Source organism: Paludibacter jiangxiensis (assembly GCF_001618385.1).
Classification (GTDB): Bacteria; Bacteroidota; Bacteroidia; order Bacteroidales; family Paludibacteraceae; genus Microbacter; species Microbacter jiangxiensis.
In genome coordinates this window covers 164,799-179,423 of the sequence record NZ_BDCR01000004.1, presented here as the reverse complement: position 1 = coordinate 179,423, position 14,625 = coordinate 164,799, and the positions used below count along the sequence as shown (strand labels likewise).

The window sequence follows — 14,625 nt, the reverse complement described above, 5'->3', positions numbered from 1 at the left end:
TGCTGAATAAAAAATGAGGCTTTCCATGATATGGAAAGCCTCATTTTATTTTAATTACGATAGAATCGCTTAGAATTTGTACACGAAACCAACATTAATTCCCAAATAGGACGTGGGTGAATCTTCTGTGAAAATATTTGTATACTTGGCATTTGCATCCAATAACAATTTCTCTGACAGTAAATATTCAAATCCCAAAGCCGGGGCAACACCGAAGTTTGTTTTTGTAGCAGAAACTGAAATATCATATGCTGACATTAACATGCTTGCTTTTGCTTTCATGGAATACAATCCAAGGTCTGCACTGATGTACGGTTTGAAATTCGATTCTGAAAAATAATATTTACCTACTGCTGTAATAGGAATTACGGAGAATGTAATACCACTGTTATCTTTTTCTGCAAAACTTATATATCCGATTTGTACGCCGGCTGCAAAAGAATTAGAAAATTCATACAATCCTGTTACTGTTCCACCAACCCCAATTCCCACTGCGTCGTTCAGATCTCCGGTTGGGATGCCGACATTCAGATTTGCGCCAATCTTAAACTGAGCATTACTTGTAAAAAAAACACCTACGGCAAAAATTGCCAATAAAACTAATTTTCTCATCATTTATTGAAATAAAGTTTGTCTACTCTCTCAGCTTTTCGACATCCGCCCCCTACTCTGTTATTTCACAAGGATTTTCAGGAAACTCCCTTTTGTTGAATTGTACTATTTTTAAGCAAAAAGCACATTGACAAATATAACATAAATATTTATTATCACATATTGCACTAAATATTAATTTCACAGTACGCACTTTTTTAATTATACTTCTGCTCTAAAAACTCAAATAAAACAATAGCCTCAAAGAACATCGAATAATTGTCCGCACAGAAATGCAACAAGCCAGACTCAAAAATTAAGTCTGGCTTGCTTAGTCTATATACATACGAAAGGATGGACAGAATGCCGTCCTAAATTATGCGTAACTTCACTGTATTTTCGGTTATCTCCCCAACACCAACTGCCTTAACGATCGCTGTTCATCGGAAATATCCCGCTCCGGTTCAATAAAATTGAGCTGTGTCACTTTTACTTTTATCGGAGGGTTCTTCATCTCCATCATTCTTCCTTTACGGGAAAACCGTACCGTAATTTCCGCATTGGTTTCCGGACTCCCGATCAAATTCACATTATGATAATAATTACCCTCGTTCAGTAAAGTATCATTGACGGCAACAATCACGTCTCCCTTGTCTATTCCAAACGCGTTATAGCCGGGAGAGGCATCACGCACCACACAACGTTTATCCTTAGCATCATATTCCACACTCACTCGCCCGAAGGTATAAATGCTATCCGGCTTTTCGGAAGTAAACCGATATCCTATTTTATGCAGATATTCTTTTACAGGCAACTCTTTCGTTCCTACAATATAATCGTTTATTAACGTCCGGATATCCGGATGGGTTAGATTGACAATCTCGTCAAACAAAGCTTCGTCTTTAAAATAATGTCCTTTGTATTTCTCATTGAGTTGGAACAACACCTTTTTAAGGTTCATCTTTCCGCCAGTAAGCTCATTAATCTTCACATCAAGCATAAAAGAGACAAGAGCCCCCCGGTTGTAGACATTCGCATAATAATGCATATCGCTGTTGTCAAAGATTTTCTTCCCGAATTCGGTCATAGAAATATCCTTGTATCTGTCACTGTAAAGGGTTTTCTGTCGAAACGTTTCCCAAAAATCCTCATCAGAGATAAGCGAATCTTTGTACAGGATGATGTTTGATAAATACTCCACGCCACCTTCGTATAACCATAAATGCTCCGAGGCTTCCGGATTTCGATAATTGAAATTGTATATCTGCTCCGATTTGAGAGATAAGGGAGTGAGTACATGCAAAAATTCATGAGCCACAACGTGAGTAAGAAATGAGTTCAGAATATCCTTATTGCCCGTTTCCGGATAAAAATAAACCGAGCTTTTCCTGTGTTCCATTGCTCCCATGGTACCATTTGCCATCAAGGCCTCATCCTGCCACCCGGGAAAAAGAAATGTGAATGTATAATTATCGGTAGGAAAAACAGAAAAGAACGAGGCAAAAGCGTTAGTTATAACCGGACTAATGGATGCAAGGATATCACCGGATGTTATTTTACCGTTGCGGGAAAACACGGCAATATGAAAACGACAATTCCTGACTTTGATGGAAAGAGTATCAGGCTTCATATAAACCAACGGATTATCCTGCAAATCATCGTAATTCCGGGCTTTCACCACATCGTCGGCAGAACTCAACGCTGAAATATTGGCTGACGTAGAACAATATAATACCGGATCCTTTTTAACATGTACTTCTGACGGGCAATCTTTGAAACCCTCAAAGTAGCCAAAAAGAGCAAACGTATTCAGGCAAAAAAGCGTACCGGGCTCAAAATAAGTACCCCCGGGTTGAAACACATAGTTTTGCTTTTTCGTGTCAGTCCATGTATCATGAACTTCGTATGTAATGCGGGATAATGACCTTGCATCAGAAATCATAAAATTACTTTCCTGCCTGCAATAAATGACTTTCAACCGTTTCCCTTTGTGATCATAAGCCCGGAAATTATCAATATAATCACCAAAATTCTTTATCGAATAAGAACCCTGCACGGCTCTCGGAATCTGATAGACCAACTCTTCTTTTTGATAGGCTGGCACATCGCAGGTAACCGAAAGGCTACCTTTTTTACCTTTAGTTAAATCAACAGTAAAACAGGCAACAGGCTGAGCCTGCAAGACCATTACCGCAAGAAGAAATCCAAAGCATAGAAAGTATTTCTTCATCAGTAGAAAAGTGTTTTTAATGGTTAGATGAAACGAATCAGAATCAGCAACAGGTGCCGGCCCGGACAATCGTTCCCGAAAGCTTAATATCGGATATCGCCGACAACTGCGTTTTCGGTCTGTTCAAAAAGAGTATTGAAATCAGTCCCTTTTATCTCAATGGGAGCATGAACGGTAAATGTGAGGTGATTGCCAACGCCCAACGGAAAATTCCCGTAACGAAATACTTTCCACGAATCATTGATAGAAACGGGAACCACCAGAGCATTAGGTGCATACTTGCACAATATCTTTAAACCGTTGGATGCAAAACTACGCGGTTTTCCGTTTTTCGAACGCGTTCCCTCTGGAAAGATAACTGTAGAGCGGTTGTTTGCTTCAAGATATTCGGCCATCTTCTTCAATGCCGGCAAGGCCTGTTTCGGATCTTTACGGTCAATCAGCACCGATCCGCCATGATTCAGGTTATAGGAGACACTGGGAATTCCTTTACCCAACTCCACTTTACTTACATATTTCGGGTGATACTTGCGCAAGAACCAACCCATGCCGATAATATCGTACAAACCCTGATGGTTAGCCACAAATATGAGAGGCTTTCCTTCCGGCAACTCCGCCTTCATTTCTATTTTAGCAGTAGAAAATGTTGCCCATAAAATACGCAACAAAAAATAATTGAGTATATCAACACTCTTCTTGTGTGCTTTATATCCAAACAAATTGAAACACACGTACTGAACGGGATGAAAGATACACAAAACAAGGAAGAACAACACGTAAGCAAGTACGGAAAGAGGGTAAGAGATAATTTTTTGCATTGGTCAGAAATTTGATGCAAAAGTAATGAATTTTACCTCAGCAGCCGAACAACCATCTATCTTATCTCTTACCCTCCTACTGAAATTATACTGTCACAAATTTATCGTATCGGTTATTTTGTGTATTTCAGCATCTTACTGGCCCAAGGGATAAACGCCTGAAAATTGGGAGCATCGGTATGACCGCCATCGTGTTGACGCCATGCCAGTTCGCCATCCATTAAACCATGCAATACCAACGGCATTTGTTCTTTCATGTAATCATTTGAGACTCCCAGATCGCGTGCTCCCAATAATTTGAAAACAGTTCCGGCAGCAATGGTTGACATATAACTGCCCTGCTGATCGAGCCAACGGGCATCACCCTGTTCCGGAATACCATAACTGATAAAGGTTAAGCGCGGAGCACAAAGAGCTATCAACTCATGAGAGTCGACCGGCAGATCACAACCGGTTTTGCTGCCAAAACTGGCTTCGGAAGCCGAATATTTGATGTAGTTACCCGCCATCCAGTGATATTCGCCGCTATTACCGAGACTTTCAACAGCTTCTCCAAAAATACGGCGATGTAATGCCGCACCTCCTTTACCTGACGAACCGATGAGTCCGACTGCAAAACGAGGTTCGAAAGCTAATGTCACCAAAGCGGCTTTCCCATAACGTGAAACGCCTTCTATACCTACTTTTTTAGCATCCACCAACGGATCGGTTTCCAGATAATCGAGACCACGGGCAGCACCCCATGACCATGCACGCAAAGCTCCCCAGTCTTCCGGGCTACGGGACTGGCCTTTATTAACCAGACCAATAATACCTCTGGTTAATCCTGCTCCATTATCTGCCTGAATACTGGCAGGGTCAATCGTAACGTATCCCCACCCTGCGGCTAAAAGTTGTTCTGTAGGTGCCGATTTACCATCAGGAGCCGGGGCAAAGAAATTAGCACCAGCCAGTTTGGTAATCGGTTGATAAGCCGGATATTTATCAAATATCGCTTTCATTTCGGAATTTGACTTTATCATCATCTCTTTGAAAGCTGTATTTATTTTGTCCAGATCTTCATTCGAAGGTTGTGCCGGCGAAGGGAAAGAAGGACGACCGAACATCATCAACACAGGCACCGGACCTTTCACGTTGGCGGGTACCACCAGCATCATATTAATATCGACATTAATCGACGGACATTGACTATTGTCCACATGTCCGATCAGTTGTTTTGCAATTACAGGAATACGTCCGACAAACTCACGATCGGTAATCTTCACCTCCCACTTAACGGACGGGATATTTTTAGGCAAGCGGCCATAGACTTCACGTTCAAAATCTTCGACAATTTCGGGACGACGAAGCTTCCACCACATGTCGGGCGAAGTCACCTTCTTGCCATTTTTCAGGGTAAGCACATCTGGAAGTTGCGGACAGGGATTTGCCTTCGACTCGTCGTAATTTGCATGGTTTGGAGCTTTTTCGTCTCCACTCGGACCGGGTCGCAGGCTCTTTATGCCCAGTTGTTTCATCATATTGGCATGATCCTGTTCGGCTGTAAACGTTACCGGAGCAGGATTGTTTCCGGCAGATGCCGAAACACTTTGAGCCGAAAGAAACTTCGGCATAGCCAAAATTAAACAGTAAAGAAAAATGCGTTTCATTGAGTATTAGTTTTATAAGAAAATTAGGTCTTTATCTTCAATTGAATTACAAACATTTCAAGCAAAAAGCGGTTTCGGAATCTTTCCGAATCATCAAAACGTCAGATATCGTAGAATCAAGCCTAAAAGTCATGCTCCAATCACCCATTGGCTTCCTGTCTTCTTCGAATATTTAAGGCGAATCCGGTTGCGTTTTTATTTCCATTTGTTATCAACAGAAATAATCTTGCTACCAGAGTTCTCTCCAACATTTCTTATTGTCAAAAACCAACATTCCCCTTCGTATTAACATAAAGGTTGTTTTGAATCATGTCAAATCTACAAATTTCAATTGAAATAGCCATACACATGAAAACACATTGCTAATTGCGTGTACTATGTTACACAACAGAATAAAATGCGGCAGGAACGAGACTTTATGCCTGTTCATCACAAAAATTGAGAAAGGAAGATTTCTGCTTAAGTTTTGAATAAAACATCCAGTACTTTGGCTTTATAATTTCTGGAGATCGGAAGTTTATATTTTCCTATGTTCAACAAGTTGCCTTCGACGGAAGAGACGTGATCCTGATTGATAATATAGGATTTATGTATTTGAATAAATTTGTACGGAGATAGTTTTTTCAGAAAATCACTTAAAGAGGTATGGGTAACCACCTTTCCTGATGGAGTTTGAATGGAGACATAGTTTTCCATGCCTTCGACAAAGAGAATATCGCAGAAAAATACCTTCTCCATCTTTTGAGTGGTTTTCACAAAGATAAATTGCGGTTCGGTACAAGCAGCCGCCGATTTCGTCACCTGATCGTACACCTTGTTAACCGCTTTCAGAAACCGTTCGAACGACACCGGCTTGAGCAGATAGTCCGTCACGTCCAGTTCATATCCTTTGAGAGCATACTGTTCGTAGGCACTCACAATAATCACCTTCGGCGGATCGGTTAATCCTGAGAGCAGTTCCACCCCCGAAATGTAGGGCATCTCGATATCGAGAAACAGCAGATCGACAGGCTGCTGCTTCAACACGTTACTCAACTGAACGGCATCTTCGCACACCGCAACCAGCTCCAGAAAGTCGAGCTTCTCCACATACCCCTGCAACCCTTTACGGGCCATCGGTTCGTCATCGGTAATGACACATCGCAGTTTTACCATTCTATTGTCAAATTAGCTATAAATGAATGTTCCGTCCGGTTCAGCTCCAGCTGATACTTACCGGCATAAAGCAGGTCGAGCCTCCGGCGAAGATTCTCAAGTCCGACTCCCCCGGAACGCGAAACCGGTTTTATATCGGGCGGAATGGAATTTTCCACCCTGAAACATAACGCATTATTCTCCCGAAGCGCCTCCAATTTCATCCTATAATTTCCTCCGATATACTTACAGGCATTCTCCACAAGAGGAAAGAGCAATAACGGGTGTATCTTGTGACCGTCGAGCGAAGGATCGAAATTGATATAGAGCTGCAACGACTCATTCATGCGTCCTTTCTGGAAATCGACATACGTAAGGATAAAATGAAGCTCCTGCTCCAAATTTACGCACTGGTTAACATCGTAAAGCTGATAACGCAACAACGCTGACAGTTGCTCGATGGACTTTCGGGGCGCTTCATTCGCCTCGTCGATCTGAAAATAGATGGTATTAAGCGCATTGAAGAGAAAGTGCGGATGAAACTGTGCCTTCAGAAACTTCAGTTCCGTCTCCATCTGGATGTTGGATATCTGTTGCGTTTTGGTCTTCTGATCGACATAGGCCTGCAACAGTTGATTGCCCCGGAGGATGGCATAAGCAATGACCAGCAACAACGAAAACGAGATGCCGGCAATGACAATATCGTCGATGCCCAGCGGATCTTTGGTGAAAAAATGGATGATAGCCACACAGGGATACATAATAACAAGTCCGACCACCAGCATCACCAGGTATTCCAGCAGCAGCTTCTTTGGGGTAAGCTCTCCGGTGCGGGGAGACCGCTTCCGAACGTAGAGCACCATGCCAAACTGAAAAAGATAGGCAATCACTATCGACGACGCCACCTCGATCAAATTCAGGGCAATGGGCCGATTCCAGAATTTTGCCTCCGAAGGCACATCGCTCACTAAGCGGATCACCGCCAGCACCAATATGCCGAAAATAGACGGCGCTATCCAAAACCAGATCTTTTGTTTGTTCATAGTCATTGCTTTCGGTTACAAATTTATTCTTTTTGAATCATAAAAACTCTTGTCGCTTTTACTTTCTTTCGCCCCTTCACCTTTTTTGAATCTGTAAGTGAAAGAGATGCCCACAATACAACGATCCTGAAAATCGTCGGTGGTGGCATACGTACCGCTAAAATTGCCCTTTACCCGGGTTCTGTTGGAATTGAACCAGTCGTTAGAGAAGATACTGAGCGTGGCATTTCCCTTACACAGGTTCTTTTGTATGCCACCCGACAGTTGCCACACTGGCAAAACCATTACCTGCCCGTAAGCCATCTCACTATTGTAAAATCCACTGACTTCGGCCGTGCAGCCCCAGGGCAAACGGATTTTATTCTGAATTCCGATCTGGAAGGTAAGTTTGCGGTTGCGGAGAAAGATTTCGTTCTCCTCCCATTTGTAGTTGTTTTGTGTCAGCTCCAAATGCATTCCCGACTGAAACCAGCGGGCAACGGAAAGCTGTCCGATATCGCCCTGCAAACCGTACGAACGGTAGGAAACCATGTTCGTAGGCATTACATATACCCTTCGGGAACCGGGCTGTACAGTGTACGATTTGATAATGGCCTGCCGGGTATCGGTATAAAACAGACCGAAACGGTAGTTCTTCCGAATAAGGTACGCCAGGTCGAATCGGTCGGTGAATTGTGGCTTGAGATTCGTATTCCCCTGCTCGTAGGTGTAGGTATCGAAAATATAAACGAACGGATTGAGGTAACGGTAATTAGGTCGATCCACTCGTTTGCCATAGGTAAAATTGAGTGAATTGTTGTGTGGCAGCTGACAGGTCAAACTGAGGTTTGGGAAGAGGTCGGTATACGATTGCGAGAAAGAGGTTAGTTTGATGTTGGTATTCTCGACCCGGACTCCCGCTTCGGCGGCCATAGCTCCTTTTTGCATTTTGGCCGTCGCATAGAGGGCATTGATATTCTCGCGATAGTAGAAGGTACTACTCAATGATTTGTCGGCCACCCACTGCGAACCAACCAGATTGGCATAGTCGGATCTGTTGTCGATGTGCACAAAATCACTCTTGGCTCCCGCCTCGAACCGCAGTTTGTCGGAAACCGGCCAGGTCAGATCCGTTCGTCCCGAAATCATCTTGATAGTTCCGTCTTTGAAGGCTTTGGAGGTCGATTCCGTATTTCTCATCGACGGTATCGTTACCCTATCGTTGTGCCACTGATCCTCCTCTACCGAGTAATAGAGCCCGTCGACAGAGGCGGAAACGGTTTTCCCGAGGGAGTCAATTTTATGTTGAAAAGTAAGGCTCAAAGTGAAGTTTTTGCGCTTTTCGCCATTGTCTGTCAGCGATCGAAGGGTAGAGTCGGCTTGCGCAGCAGGAGCATGAAACAGAGAGCTGATAGAACCGTTTTCGGTGCGGTCGGAGATGTTTCCTTTCAACGCAATGCCGAAAGTGGTTTTGGGCGTGGCATAATAGTCCATGCTAAAATTGGCATAGTGCGAGTAGTCGGAGCGCCGACGGTACGAATCCTGATCGAACACCATCGCCTGCTCCGTTGCGGTTTCAGGATAATAACGGGCAATAGTCAGGTCGTTGAAGTCGTGTCCACGGTAATAGCCATACATACCGGAAAGATTCAACTTGTCACGTCGGTAAGTAAACGATAGATTGTCGTTGGTGCGCCCGTACTTTCCCTGTTCGTAGTTTCCATGCACATTCAGACTGAAGCCGCTTTGGTTGTTCCGTTTGATACAGATATCGATAATACCGGCATTGCCGCTTGCCTCGTATTTGGCCGACGGACGGGTGACCAGCTCCACCTTGTCGAGCGAAGAGGCCGGTAACGACATCAGGTAATTAACCAGTTCGGTTCCCTCCAGATAGGAGCTCTTGCCATCGATCAACACTTTCACTCCCGATTTCCCGTTCAGAAAAACAGAACCGTCGCTATTGACAATGATACCCGGAAGGTTTTTCAGCACCGAATAGGCGTTGCCGGAAGAGGCAATGGGTGACGATCCGATATGAATCACCCGCTTTTCGGGCGTTACCTGAACCGTAGAGCGTTGTGCGTAGACAACCACTTCGGAAATAGATTTGTGCATGGCAATGGAGTCTTTCTTCTGATCCGTCTTGTCGGTTCCCCATACAAAGGAAGAGCAACATAGCAACAAAGAAGCAACGAATGAAATAGATTTCTTCATGTTTTTTTGCTGCAAAACTACTCACGGGGCCTGGAGCATTCAATTTTTTTTGACCACCTGCACAAAAAAGGTGACCATCTGCAACCGGTCCTACCTCTGAATTTTAGAAGCTGACCTTCGTTAAACTTCTAAATGCGTAAGCTCTGCAAGCTTCATTTTTTCTCTTGATTTTAACATTACAATTCGTTATATTTGAATCAATCTTGCAACTGATACTTTTCATCTCAACTCTTTCATTCTAAAACGTATGGTCTATCGTTAACTTTTAAAACTAATGCTGATGTAGAATAAGCGTACATTACAATGATTACGAAAAATATTAATTTCGGAGCAATCTCAGGTCTTGACCTTCGACACAAATTTACTGAAGTTGTAACACAGGCAAAAGACGATCACAAATGCAACTACTACGTTATTACATGGAACAACAGTATTTTTATATTGAAACACGGTAGCATCGTGGCAAAAGTAACTGAGCTTCCCGACAACTATGATGAAGACGTTGTTAACGATACACTTTCAAAATACATTGCTCTGCACAAAGTATACAATTCCAGATTAGTACATCTCACTTACGAGTACCTTTGTGCCGAATACAACCGCCTTAAAAACATACACAACAAATACACATCTATTTTCAGATCTTAGACTCAAATAGAAAAAGCAAAGCCCCGAAAATAAGATAGTCATTATCAAACTTCTTATTTCCGGGACTTCTCATTACAGGGATTACCACTGAACTTTACATGCTATTACAATTCAACAATTTCTTCGTTCAGCACGGTAAGTTTTTCTATTCCGTTTTCATTTACTACAAATGTATTCTCAATACCGACAGCTCCCGTTCCCGGAATTACGAATTTCGGTTCCAACGCAAAAGTATGCCCCGCTTTCAACACATCTTTTGAACGGGGCGCCAATACCGGCGACTCATTGAGTTCAATGCCGAGACCATGTCCGATAAAACCGGCCTGTTGATTATATCCCATAAAATAAGGCAGCAAATTCCTTTTTTTCACCTTCTCAATGGCCGCATTGTACAGATCGCAAGCTGCTATGCCCGGTTTGGCATTGGCTTCTATGTCACTTTGAATTTCCAGAGCAGTTTGATGTGCTTCATAAGCCAGTGGAGCAACTTTCCCGATAGAAAACACACGTGTCATATCGGATATGTAGCCGGTAAATGTTCCGCCCATATCCACCATAATTGTGGTGCCCGGCTCCGGTATTGTTCCGTTCACCCCTACCGGCAGTGAGTTGTGCAAACCGCCGCCACCCAACGCAAAATCGTATGGAGACGGATTGATCGCATTATCACCGGCAATTACGCTTCCCATAAAAATTTCCATCGATTGCCCGAATACCCGGATGTGTCCGAGCGCGCCTTTTTTACGAAACAATCGCTCTATTTCAATAGAAAAATCGATATCCGTCATTCCCGGTCGGTACAATCGCGGCACTTCCGCATAACAGGCTGCATGCAGTTGTCCGGAGTGGCGCAGCAGAGCGGTTTCATAGGCCGATTTCTCACTCCTGACCTTACGAAGAGTTGCCGTAGCATTTAACGTTTGTTCTGGTATAAAAACCGATTGCAAACGAACAATCTCATTGTATGGCAGCTCGTCCAGTTCCAGCATAAGCGTATGAGGCAGAGCCATACCTTTCCTGAGAAGGATTTCAGCAATTTGTTCCGGCTTTCTTACATAGTACACATTCTCACCTTTCAGGGCTACCGGTCGTTTCACAAAAAAACAGGGAGCGCCTTTTACGGGCAGGTAACAATATCCACTGTATACTCTGTCTGCCACATAAAACAAATTTACATTGCCTGCAATCAGGCAGGCATCTGCGCCTTTCTTTGCCATCTCTTTCTGTATGGCCTTCCACCGGTTATTAAGTTCCGGTAATATTTCTTCTGTAAACATAATCTCTTTTGTAGTCCCGCGGCCTGTTCCGACAGCAGTGTAAGATTCGGTGCAAAGATAATCATTATGTTTTCGGAGAAAAATTCATCAATCCGGACAGGCCGATACATCAGACTTTGAAGATCATTGCTATTCTTTACTAACAAAGACATAAGCTCCGATAATACCGGCTAAAATAGCGGAAATGCTTACCAATCCGGCAGGCATGGCAATATCTTCACCCAGCGAAGCCTTAAAAATCCAGACAAAAATAAGAATTACGGTAAAAATTACGGCCATGATGACAAAATAGGCGGCTTTTTGCCAATGGCGGAGTAAGGCAAAAAAGAAAATAATCAGGCCTGTAAAGAGCATGGCAATCATTGGAAAATTATCCCCGACACCTATAAGCAGGGAACTTCCAATCAAAACAAGAGAAACCACAAGCAGTAGAATGGTTTTCTGAATATGGACGTCTTGTAACCCGGAGAAAAATCGATTGTTCATAATTCAAGCTATTTTATCCTCAAAGTTACTCAATCCAACATTTAAAGTCAATCCTTCAATGAATATCCATTGCGTTAAAAGTCATTGAATTCGGCTATTTCAGAAGGTATGTTTGTGATATACCGGGCATATCAAATAGATTATCTGACAACCTCACTCTTCACATCATCCTGCACCATCCAGGGACGGGCATCGGGTTGTTCTGATGAAATTTTGCAATTGACAAATGATACGCTGTCGACATGACGGAGAAAGAAAGCATAAGCCCCGGTATCGCCGAAATAACTACCCTCGGGGTATTTGCCATCGTATTCCATCACGGTTTGATTGGTTTCCCGAACGCCTCCTTTCAGCACGAAGTTACAATTTTCAAAACTGACATTCTGCACATTGTGCCCTTTTACGCCGGTAATTATAGATGGATATTGATGGGTAAAGTTTCTGGCGGTTATATTTTTGAAGCTGATATTCGAAACAGCACCGATACGTTTCTCCCGTCCGGGAACAGTCCGTTTGCGGTCGGCCAGCATTACAAAAACGGCTTGTCCGCAGTTGGTTATATTGCAATTATTGAATTTCAGGTTATCGATCAGCGCGCCATCCATCGATTCGATACACAGACCCGTATTCTGCGCTGCATTTTTCAGGGTCAATTCCGAAACGTCGAAATTCACAAACGAACCTAAGCCGTCGGTTCCCAGCTTGAAGCAATTGCCTGCAGGTACGTTCAGTTTGTCGATGCGGCATCGCCTTACCGTTACCTCTTTGCAGCCATATTCGCTACCGCTTTTGAAGCAAATGCCATCATCTTCCGCCTGAATATCGCAATCTTCGATCAACACTTTGTGGCAATCCACAATGTCAATACCATCGCGATTGGGTGTGAGACGGCCGGTATTGACTTTCAGTCCCCGAAGCGTAATACTGTCCGATTCGATATAGACCTGTGTCCAGCAAGCTGGCTTCTGCAACGACAGGTTGCTTACGGTGATATTCTGACACCCCACAAAAGCAAAGATAGAAGGCCGGTCTTTTTCCGTCCCAATATCCTTTACATGCATCCACGGTGTATAATCACCTTGTCCGTTGATAGTTCCACCACCAGTCACCCGTACGTTGTGCAGATGGTTTCCGTAGATCAGACGGCGCTGGCAATCGTCTTTCATCCGGTTGGGATATACCGTTTCAATCATATGATGCGGATAATCAGTCTCGCTATCGGACATGATACCCAGAAGCGTAGCTGAAGAATCTATGCAAAGCGTCATGTTACTGCCCAGTTTTAACTGCCCGGTAAGGAATGTTCCTTTACGCAGTAACACGGTGCCGCCGCTTCCCGAGCAACGGTCGATAGCTCGCTGAATGGCAATGCGGTCGTTAGTTTTGCCATCGCCCACAGCACCAAATCTATAAACATCGTAGATCGGTTTGGCTGCAAACGTCTGCGTCGTAAAGAGGACTAAAGCAAAAGAACAAAAGAGCACTTTATAATTGAATATCATATAATTAACTGTTTTTTTCAAGCTGTTCCAGATCCTCGGCTACGATCTTCGCCATATCTCGTCCCGTCGGATTTGCGATCACGGGTGGTAGCGGAGGTTTCCTTTTTGGTCAGCTTGCGCCTAACGGGGACCATACACCGAACCCCAATCTGCTTTAAACACTTCGGAGAACGGGGAACATAATCTTGTATTTACACTGAAAACCTTATTGAATATAGTCTTTACCAGCGACAGTTTTCTCTATTCATCTCCATTTATAAAACTTTCAACATTAGCATTCACACTGATTTATTCATACAACCAAACGCATTTATTCACATAGATACTATCGGTGAATTGATTTAAAATAAAAGTGGCCACACTTGAACGTGAAATACTTAGGTTTCCTTTTAGTTTTGTATATTCCGTACCATGTTTGAGATTCTCAGACTTTGCTCCATCGGTTAAACCACCGGGACGGATGATCGTCCATTCGAGTTGACTTTGAGTGATCCGGCTTTCGTTTGCATTGTGATCAGCCAAAGGTACACGAAGCATTAAATCGGCAATCAAAAAACGAGCGGGTTGTGCCATGTACTGGCGACTATTTCCGACACCGATACTCGATAAATAGATAAAGCGCTTCACATTCACTTCTTCCATTATATCGACGATATTATCAATGCCTTCTATTATTCCGTGATTGTGTTTTGTCAGAGATGCTCCACCCAGAGTAGAGATACAGGCATCCGATCCGATAATGACCGATTTAAGTTTTTCCTTTTCATTGAGTTGACCTGCAACAACTCTTAAATTTGGATGAACTGATTTTACAGACTCTTTGTTTCGGACATAAGCAATTACTTCATAACCCGATGTTAATGCTTCTTCTATTAATAACCGGCCTGTCTTTCCACTTGCACCGAATACAACTATCTTCATAAGCTTGAGTTTTATTAAGTTTGGTTATCAGGTAAAAAATATCCCGATTCTAGCATTCATTCTAACTTGCCCTTAACAACAGAGGTTTGGTCATTGGGCGGGTAGTCCCGACTGACAGCGGTGTCCCGAA

At 43.3% G+C, this 14,625-nt stretch carries 12 protein-coding genes; 1 reads left to right on the top strand and 11 read right to left on the bottom strand.

Annotation, left to right across the window (positions count from 1 at the left end; translation table 11 throughout):
- Window positions 1-69: 69 nt before the first annotated feature.
- From PJIAN_RS10920 to PJIAN_RS10890, 7 genes are all read right to left on the bottom strand, one after another.
- Window positions 70-615, bottom strand: a complete 546-nt coding sequence (locus PJIAN_RS10920) for an OmpW family outer membrane protein (protein WP_068704977.1) — start codon at window positions 613-615, stop codon at window positions 70-72.
- A 379-nt stretch (window positions 616-994) separates the two neighbouring features.
- Window positions 995-2,821 carry a M61 family metallopeptidase gene (locus tag PJIAN_RS10915; protein ID WP_068704975.1) on the bottom strand — a complete coding sequence of 609 codons (1,827 nt, stop codon included), beginning with the start codon at window positions 2,819-2,821 and terminating at the stop codon, window positions 995-997.
- Window positions 2,822-2,904: 83 nt separating this feature from the next.
- A complete protein-coding gene (locus PJIAN_RS10910) occupies window positions 2,905-3,639 on the bottom strand; it encodes a lysophospholipid acyltransferase family protein (RefSeq protein ID WP_068704973.1) in 735 nt (244 codons plus the stop codon).
- 113 nt (window positions 3,640-3,752) lie between these two features.
- A complete protein-coding gene (locus PJIAN_RS10905) occupies window positions 3,753-5,288 on the bottom strand; it encodes an alpha/beta hydrolase family protein (RefSeq protein ID WP_068704971.1) in 1,536 nt (511 codons plus the stop codon).
- A gap of 459 nt (window positions 5,289-5,747) precedes the next feature.
- Entirely contained in the window at window positions 5,748-6,443 is a 696-nt protein-coding gene (locus PJIAN_RS10900; RefSeq protein ID WP_068704969.1) for a LytR/AlgR family response regulator transcription factor, read from the bottom strand.
- Entirely contained in the window at window positions 6,437-7,465 is a 1,029-nt protein-coding gene (locus tag PJIAN_RS10895) for a sensor histidine kinase (protein ID WP_068704967.1), read from the bottom strand. The genes PJIAN_RS10900 and PJIAN_RS10895 overlap by 7 nt, the downstream gene beginning before the upstream one ends.
- A 15-nt stretch (window positions 7,466-7,480) precedes the next feature.
- Window positions 7,481-9,661, bottom strand: a complete 2,181-nt coding sequence (locus PJIAN_RS10890; protein ID WP_068704965.1) for an outer membrane beta-barrel family protein — start codon at window positions 9,659-9,661, stop codon at window positions 7,481-7,483.
- A 303-nt stretch (window positions 9,662-9,964) separates the two neighbouring features.
- Here PJIAN_RS10890 and PJIAN_RS10885 point away from each other — a divergent pair, with 303 nt between their 5' ends.
- Window positions 9,965-10,309: a hypothetical protein gene (locus PJIAN_RS10885; RefSeq protein ID WP_068704963.1), complete on the top strand. Its 345-nt coding sequence runs from the start codon at window positions 9,965-9,967 to the stop codon at window positions 10,307-10,309.
- Window positions 10,310-10,413: 104 nt separating this feature from the next.
- Here the strand turns inward: PJIAN_RS10885 and PJIAN_RS10880 are convergent, their stop codons facing one another.
- The 4 genes from PJIAN_RS10880 to PJIAN_RS10865 form a co-directional block, all read right to left on the bottom strand.
- A complete protein-coding gene (locus PJIAN_RS10880) occupies window positions 10,414-11,586 on the bottom strand; it encodes a M24 family metallopeptidase (protein WP_068704961.1) in 1,173 nt (390 codons plus the stop codon).
- A 129-nt stretch (window positions 11,587-11,715) separates the two neighbouring features.
- Window positions 11,716-12,072 carry a hypothetical protein gene (locus PJIAN_RS10875; RefSeq protein WP_068704959.1) on the bottom strand — a complete coding sequence of 119 codons (357 nt, stop codon included), beginning with the start codon at window positions 12,070-12,072 and terminating at the stop codon, window positions 11,716-11,718.
- 140 nt (window positions 12,073-12,212) lie between these two features.
- On the bottom strand, window positions 12,213-13,574 hold the full coding sequence (locus PJIAN_RS10870) for a glycoside hydrolase family 28 protein (protein ID WP_068704957.1): 1,362 nt from the start codon (window positions 13,572-13,574) through the stop codon (window positions 12,213-12,215).
- Between the two features lie 288 nt (window positions 13,575-13,862).
- On the bottom strand, window positions 13,863-14,495 hold the full coding sequence (locus PJIAN_RS10865; RefSeq protein ID WP_068704955.1) for an NAD(P)-dependent oxidoreductase: 633 nt from the start codon (window positions 14,493-14,495) through the stop codon (window positions 13,863-13,865).
- Between the last annotated feature and the right edge of the window lie 130 nt (window positions 14,496-14,625).

Coding starts and splice junctions, on each gene's coding strand:
- PJIAN_RS10865 (WP_068704955.1), bottom strand. CDS start 14,495: ATGAAGATAGTTGTATTCGGTGCAAGTGGAAAGACAGGCCGGTTATTA.
- PJIAN_RS10875 (WP_068704959.1), bottom strand. CDS start 12,072: ATGAACAATCGATTTTTCTCCGGGTTACAAGACGTCCATATTCAGAAA.
- PJIAN_RS10900 (WP_068704969.1), bottom strand. CDS start 6,443: ATGGTAAAACTGCGATGTGTCATTACCGATGACGAACCGATGGCCCGT.
- PJIAN_RS10915 (WP_068704975.1), bottom strand. CDS start 2,821: ATGAAGAAATACTTTCTATGCTTTGGATTTCTTCTTGCGGTAATGGTC.
- PJIAN_RS10885 (WP_068704963.1), top strand. CDS start 9,965: ATGATTACGAAAAATATTAATTTCGGAGCAATCTCAGGTCTTGACCTT.
- PJIAN_RS10910 (WP_068704973.1), bottom strand. CDS start 3,639: ATGCAAAAAATTATCTCTTACCCTCTTTCCGTACTTGCTTACGTGTTG.
- PJIAN_RS10920 (WP_068704977.1), bottom strand. CDS start 615: ATGATGAGAAAATTAGTTTTATTGGCAATTTTTGCCGTAGGTGTTTTT.
- PJIAN_RS10895 (WP_068704967.1), bottom strand. CDS start 7,465: ATGAACAAACAAAAGATCTGGTTTTGGATAGCGCCGTCTATTTTCGGC.
- PJIAN_RS10890 (WP_068704965.1), bottom strand. CDS start 9,661: ATGAAGAAATCTATTTCATTCGTTGCTTCTTTGTTGCTATGTTGCTCT.
- PJIAN_RS10870 (WP_068704957.1), bottom strand. CDS start 13,574: ATGATATTCAATTATAAAGTGCTCTTTTGTTCTTTTGCTTTAGTCCTC.
- PJIAN_RS10880 (WP_068704961.1), bottom strand. CDS start 11,586: ATGTTTACAGAAGAAATATTACCGGAACTTAATAACCGGTGGAAGGCC.
- PJIAN_RS10905 (WP_068704971.1), bottom strand. CDS start 5,288: ATGAAACGCATTTTTCTTTACTGTTTAATTTTGGCTATGCCGAAGTTT.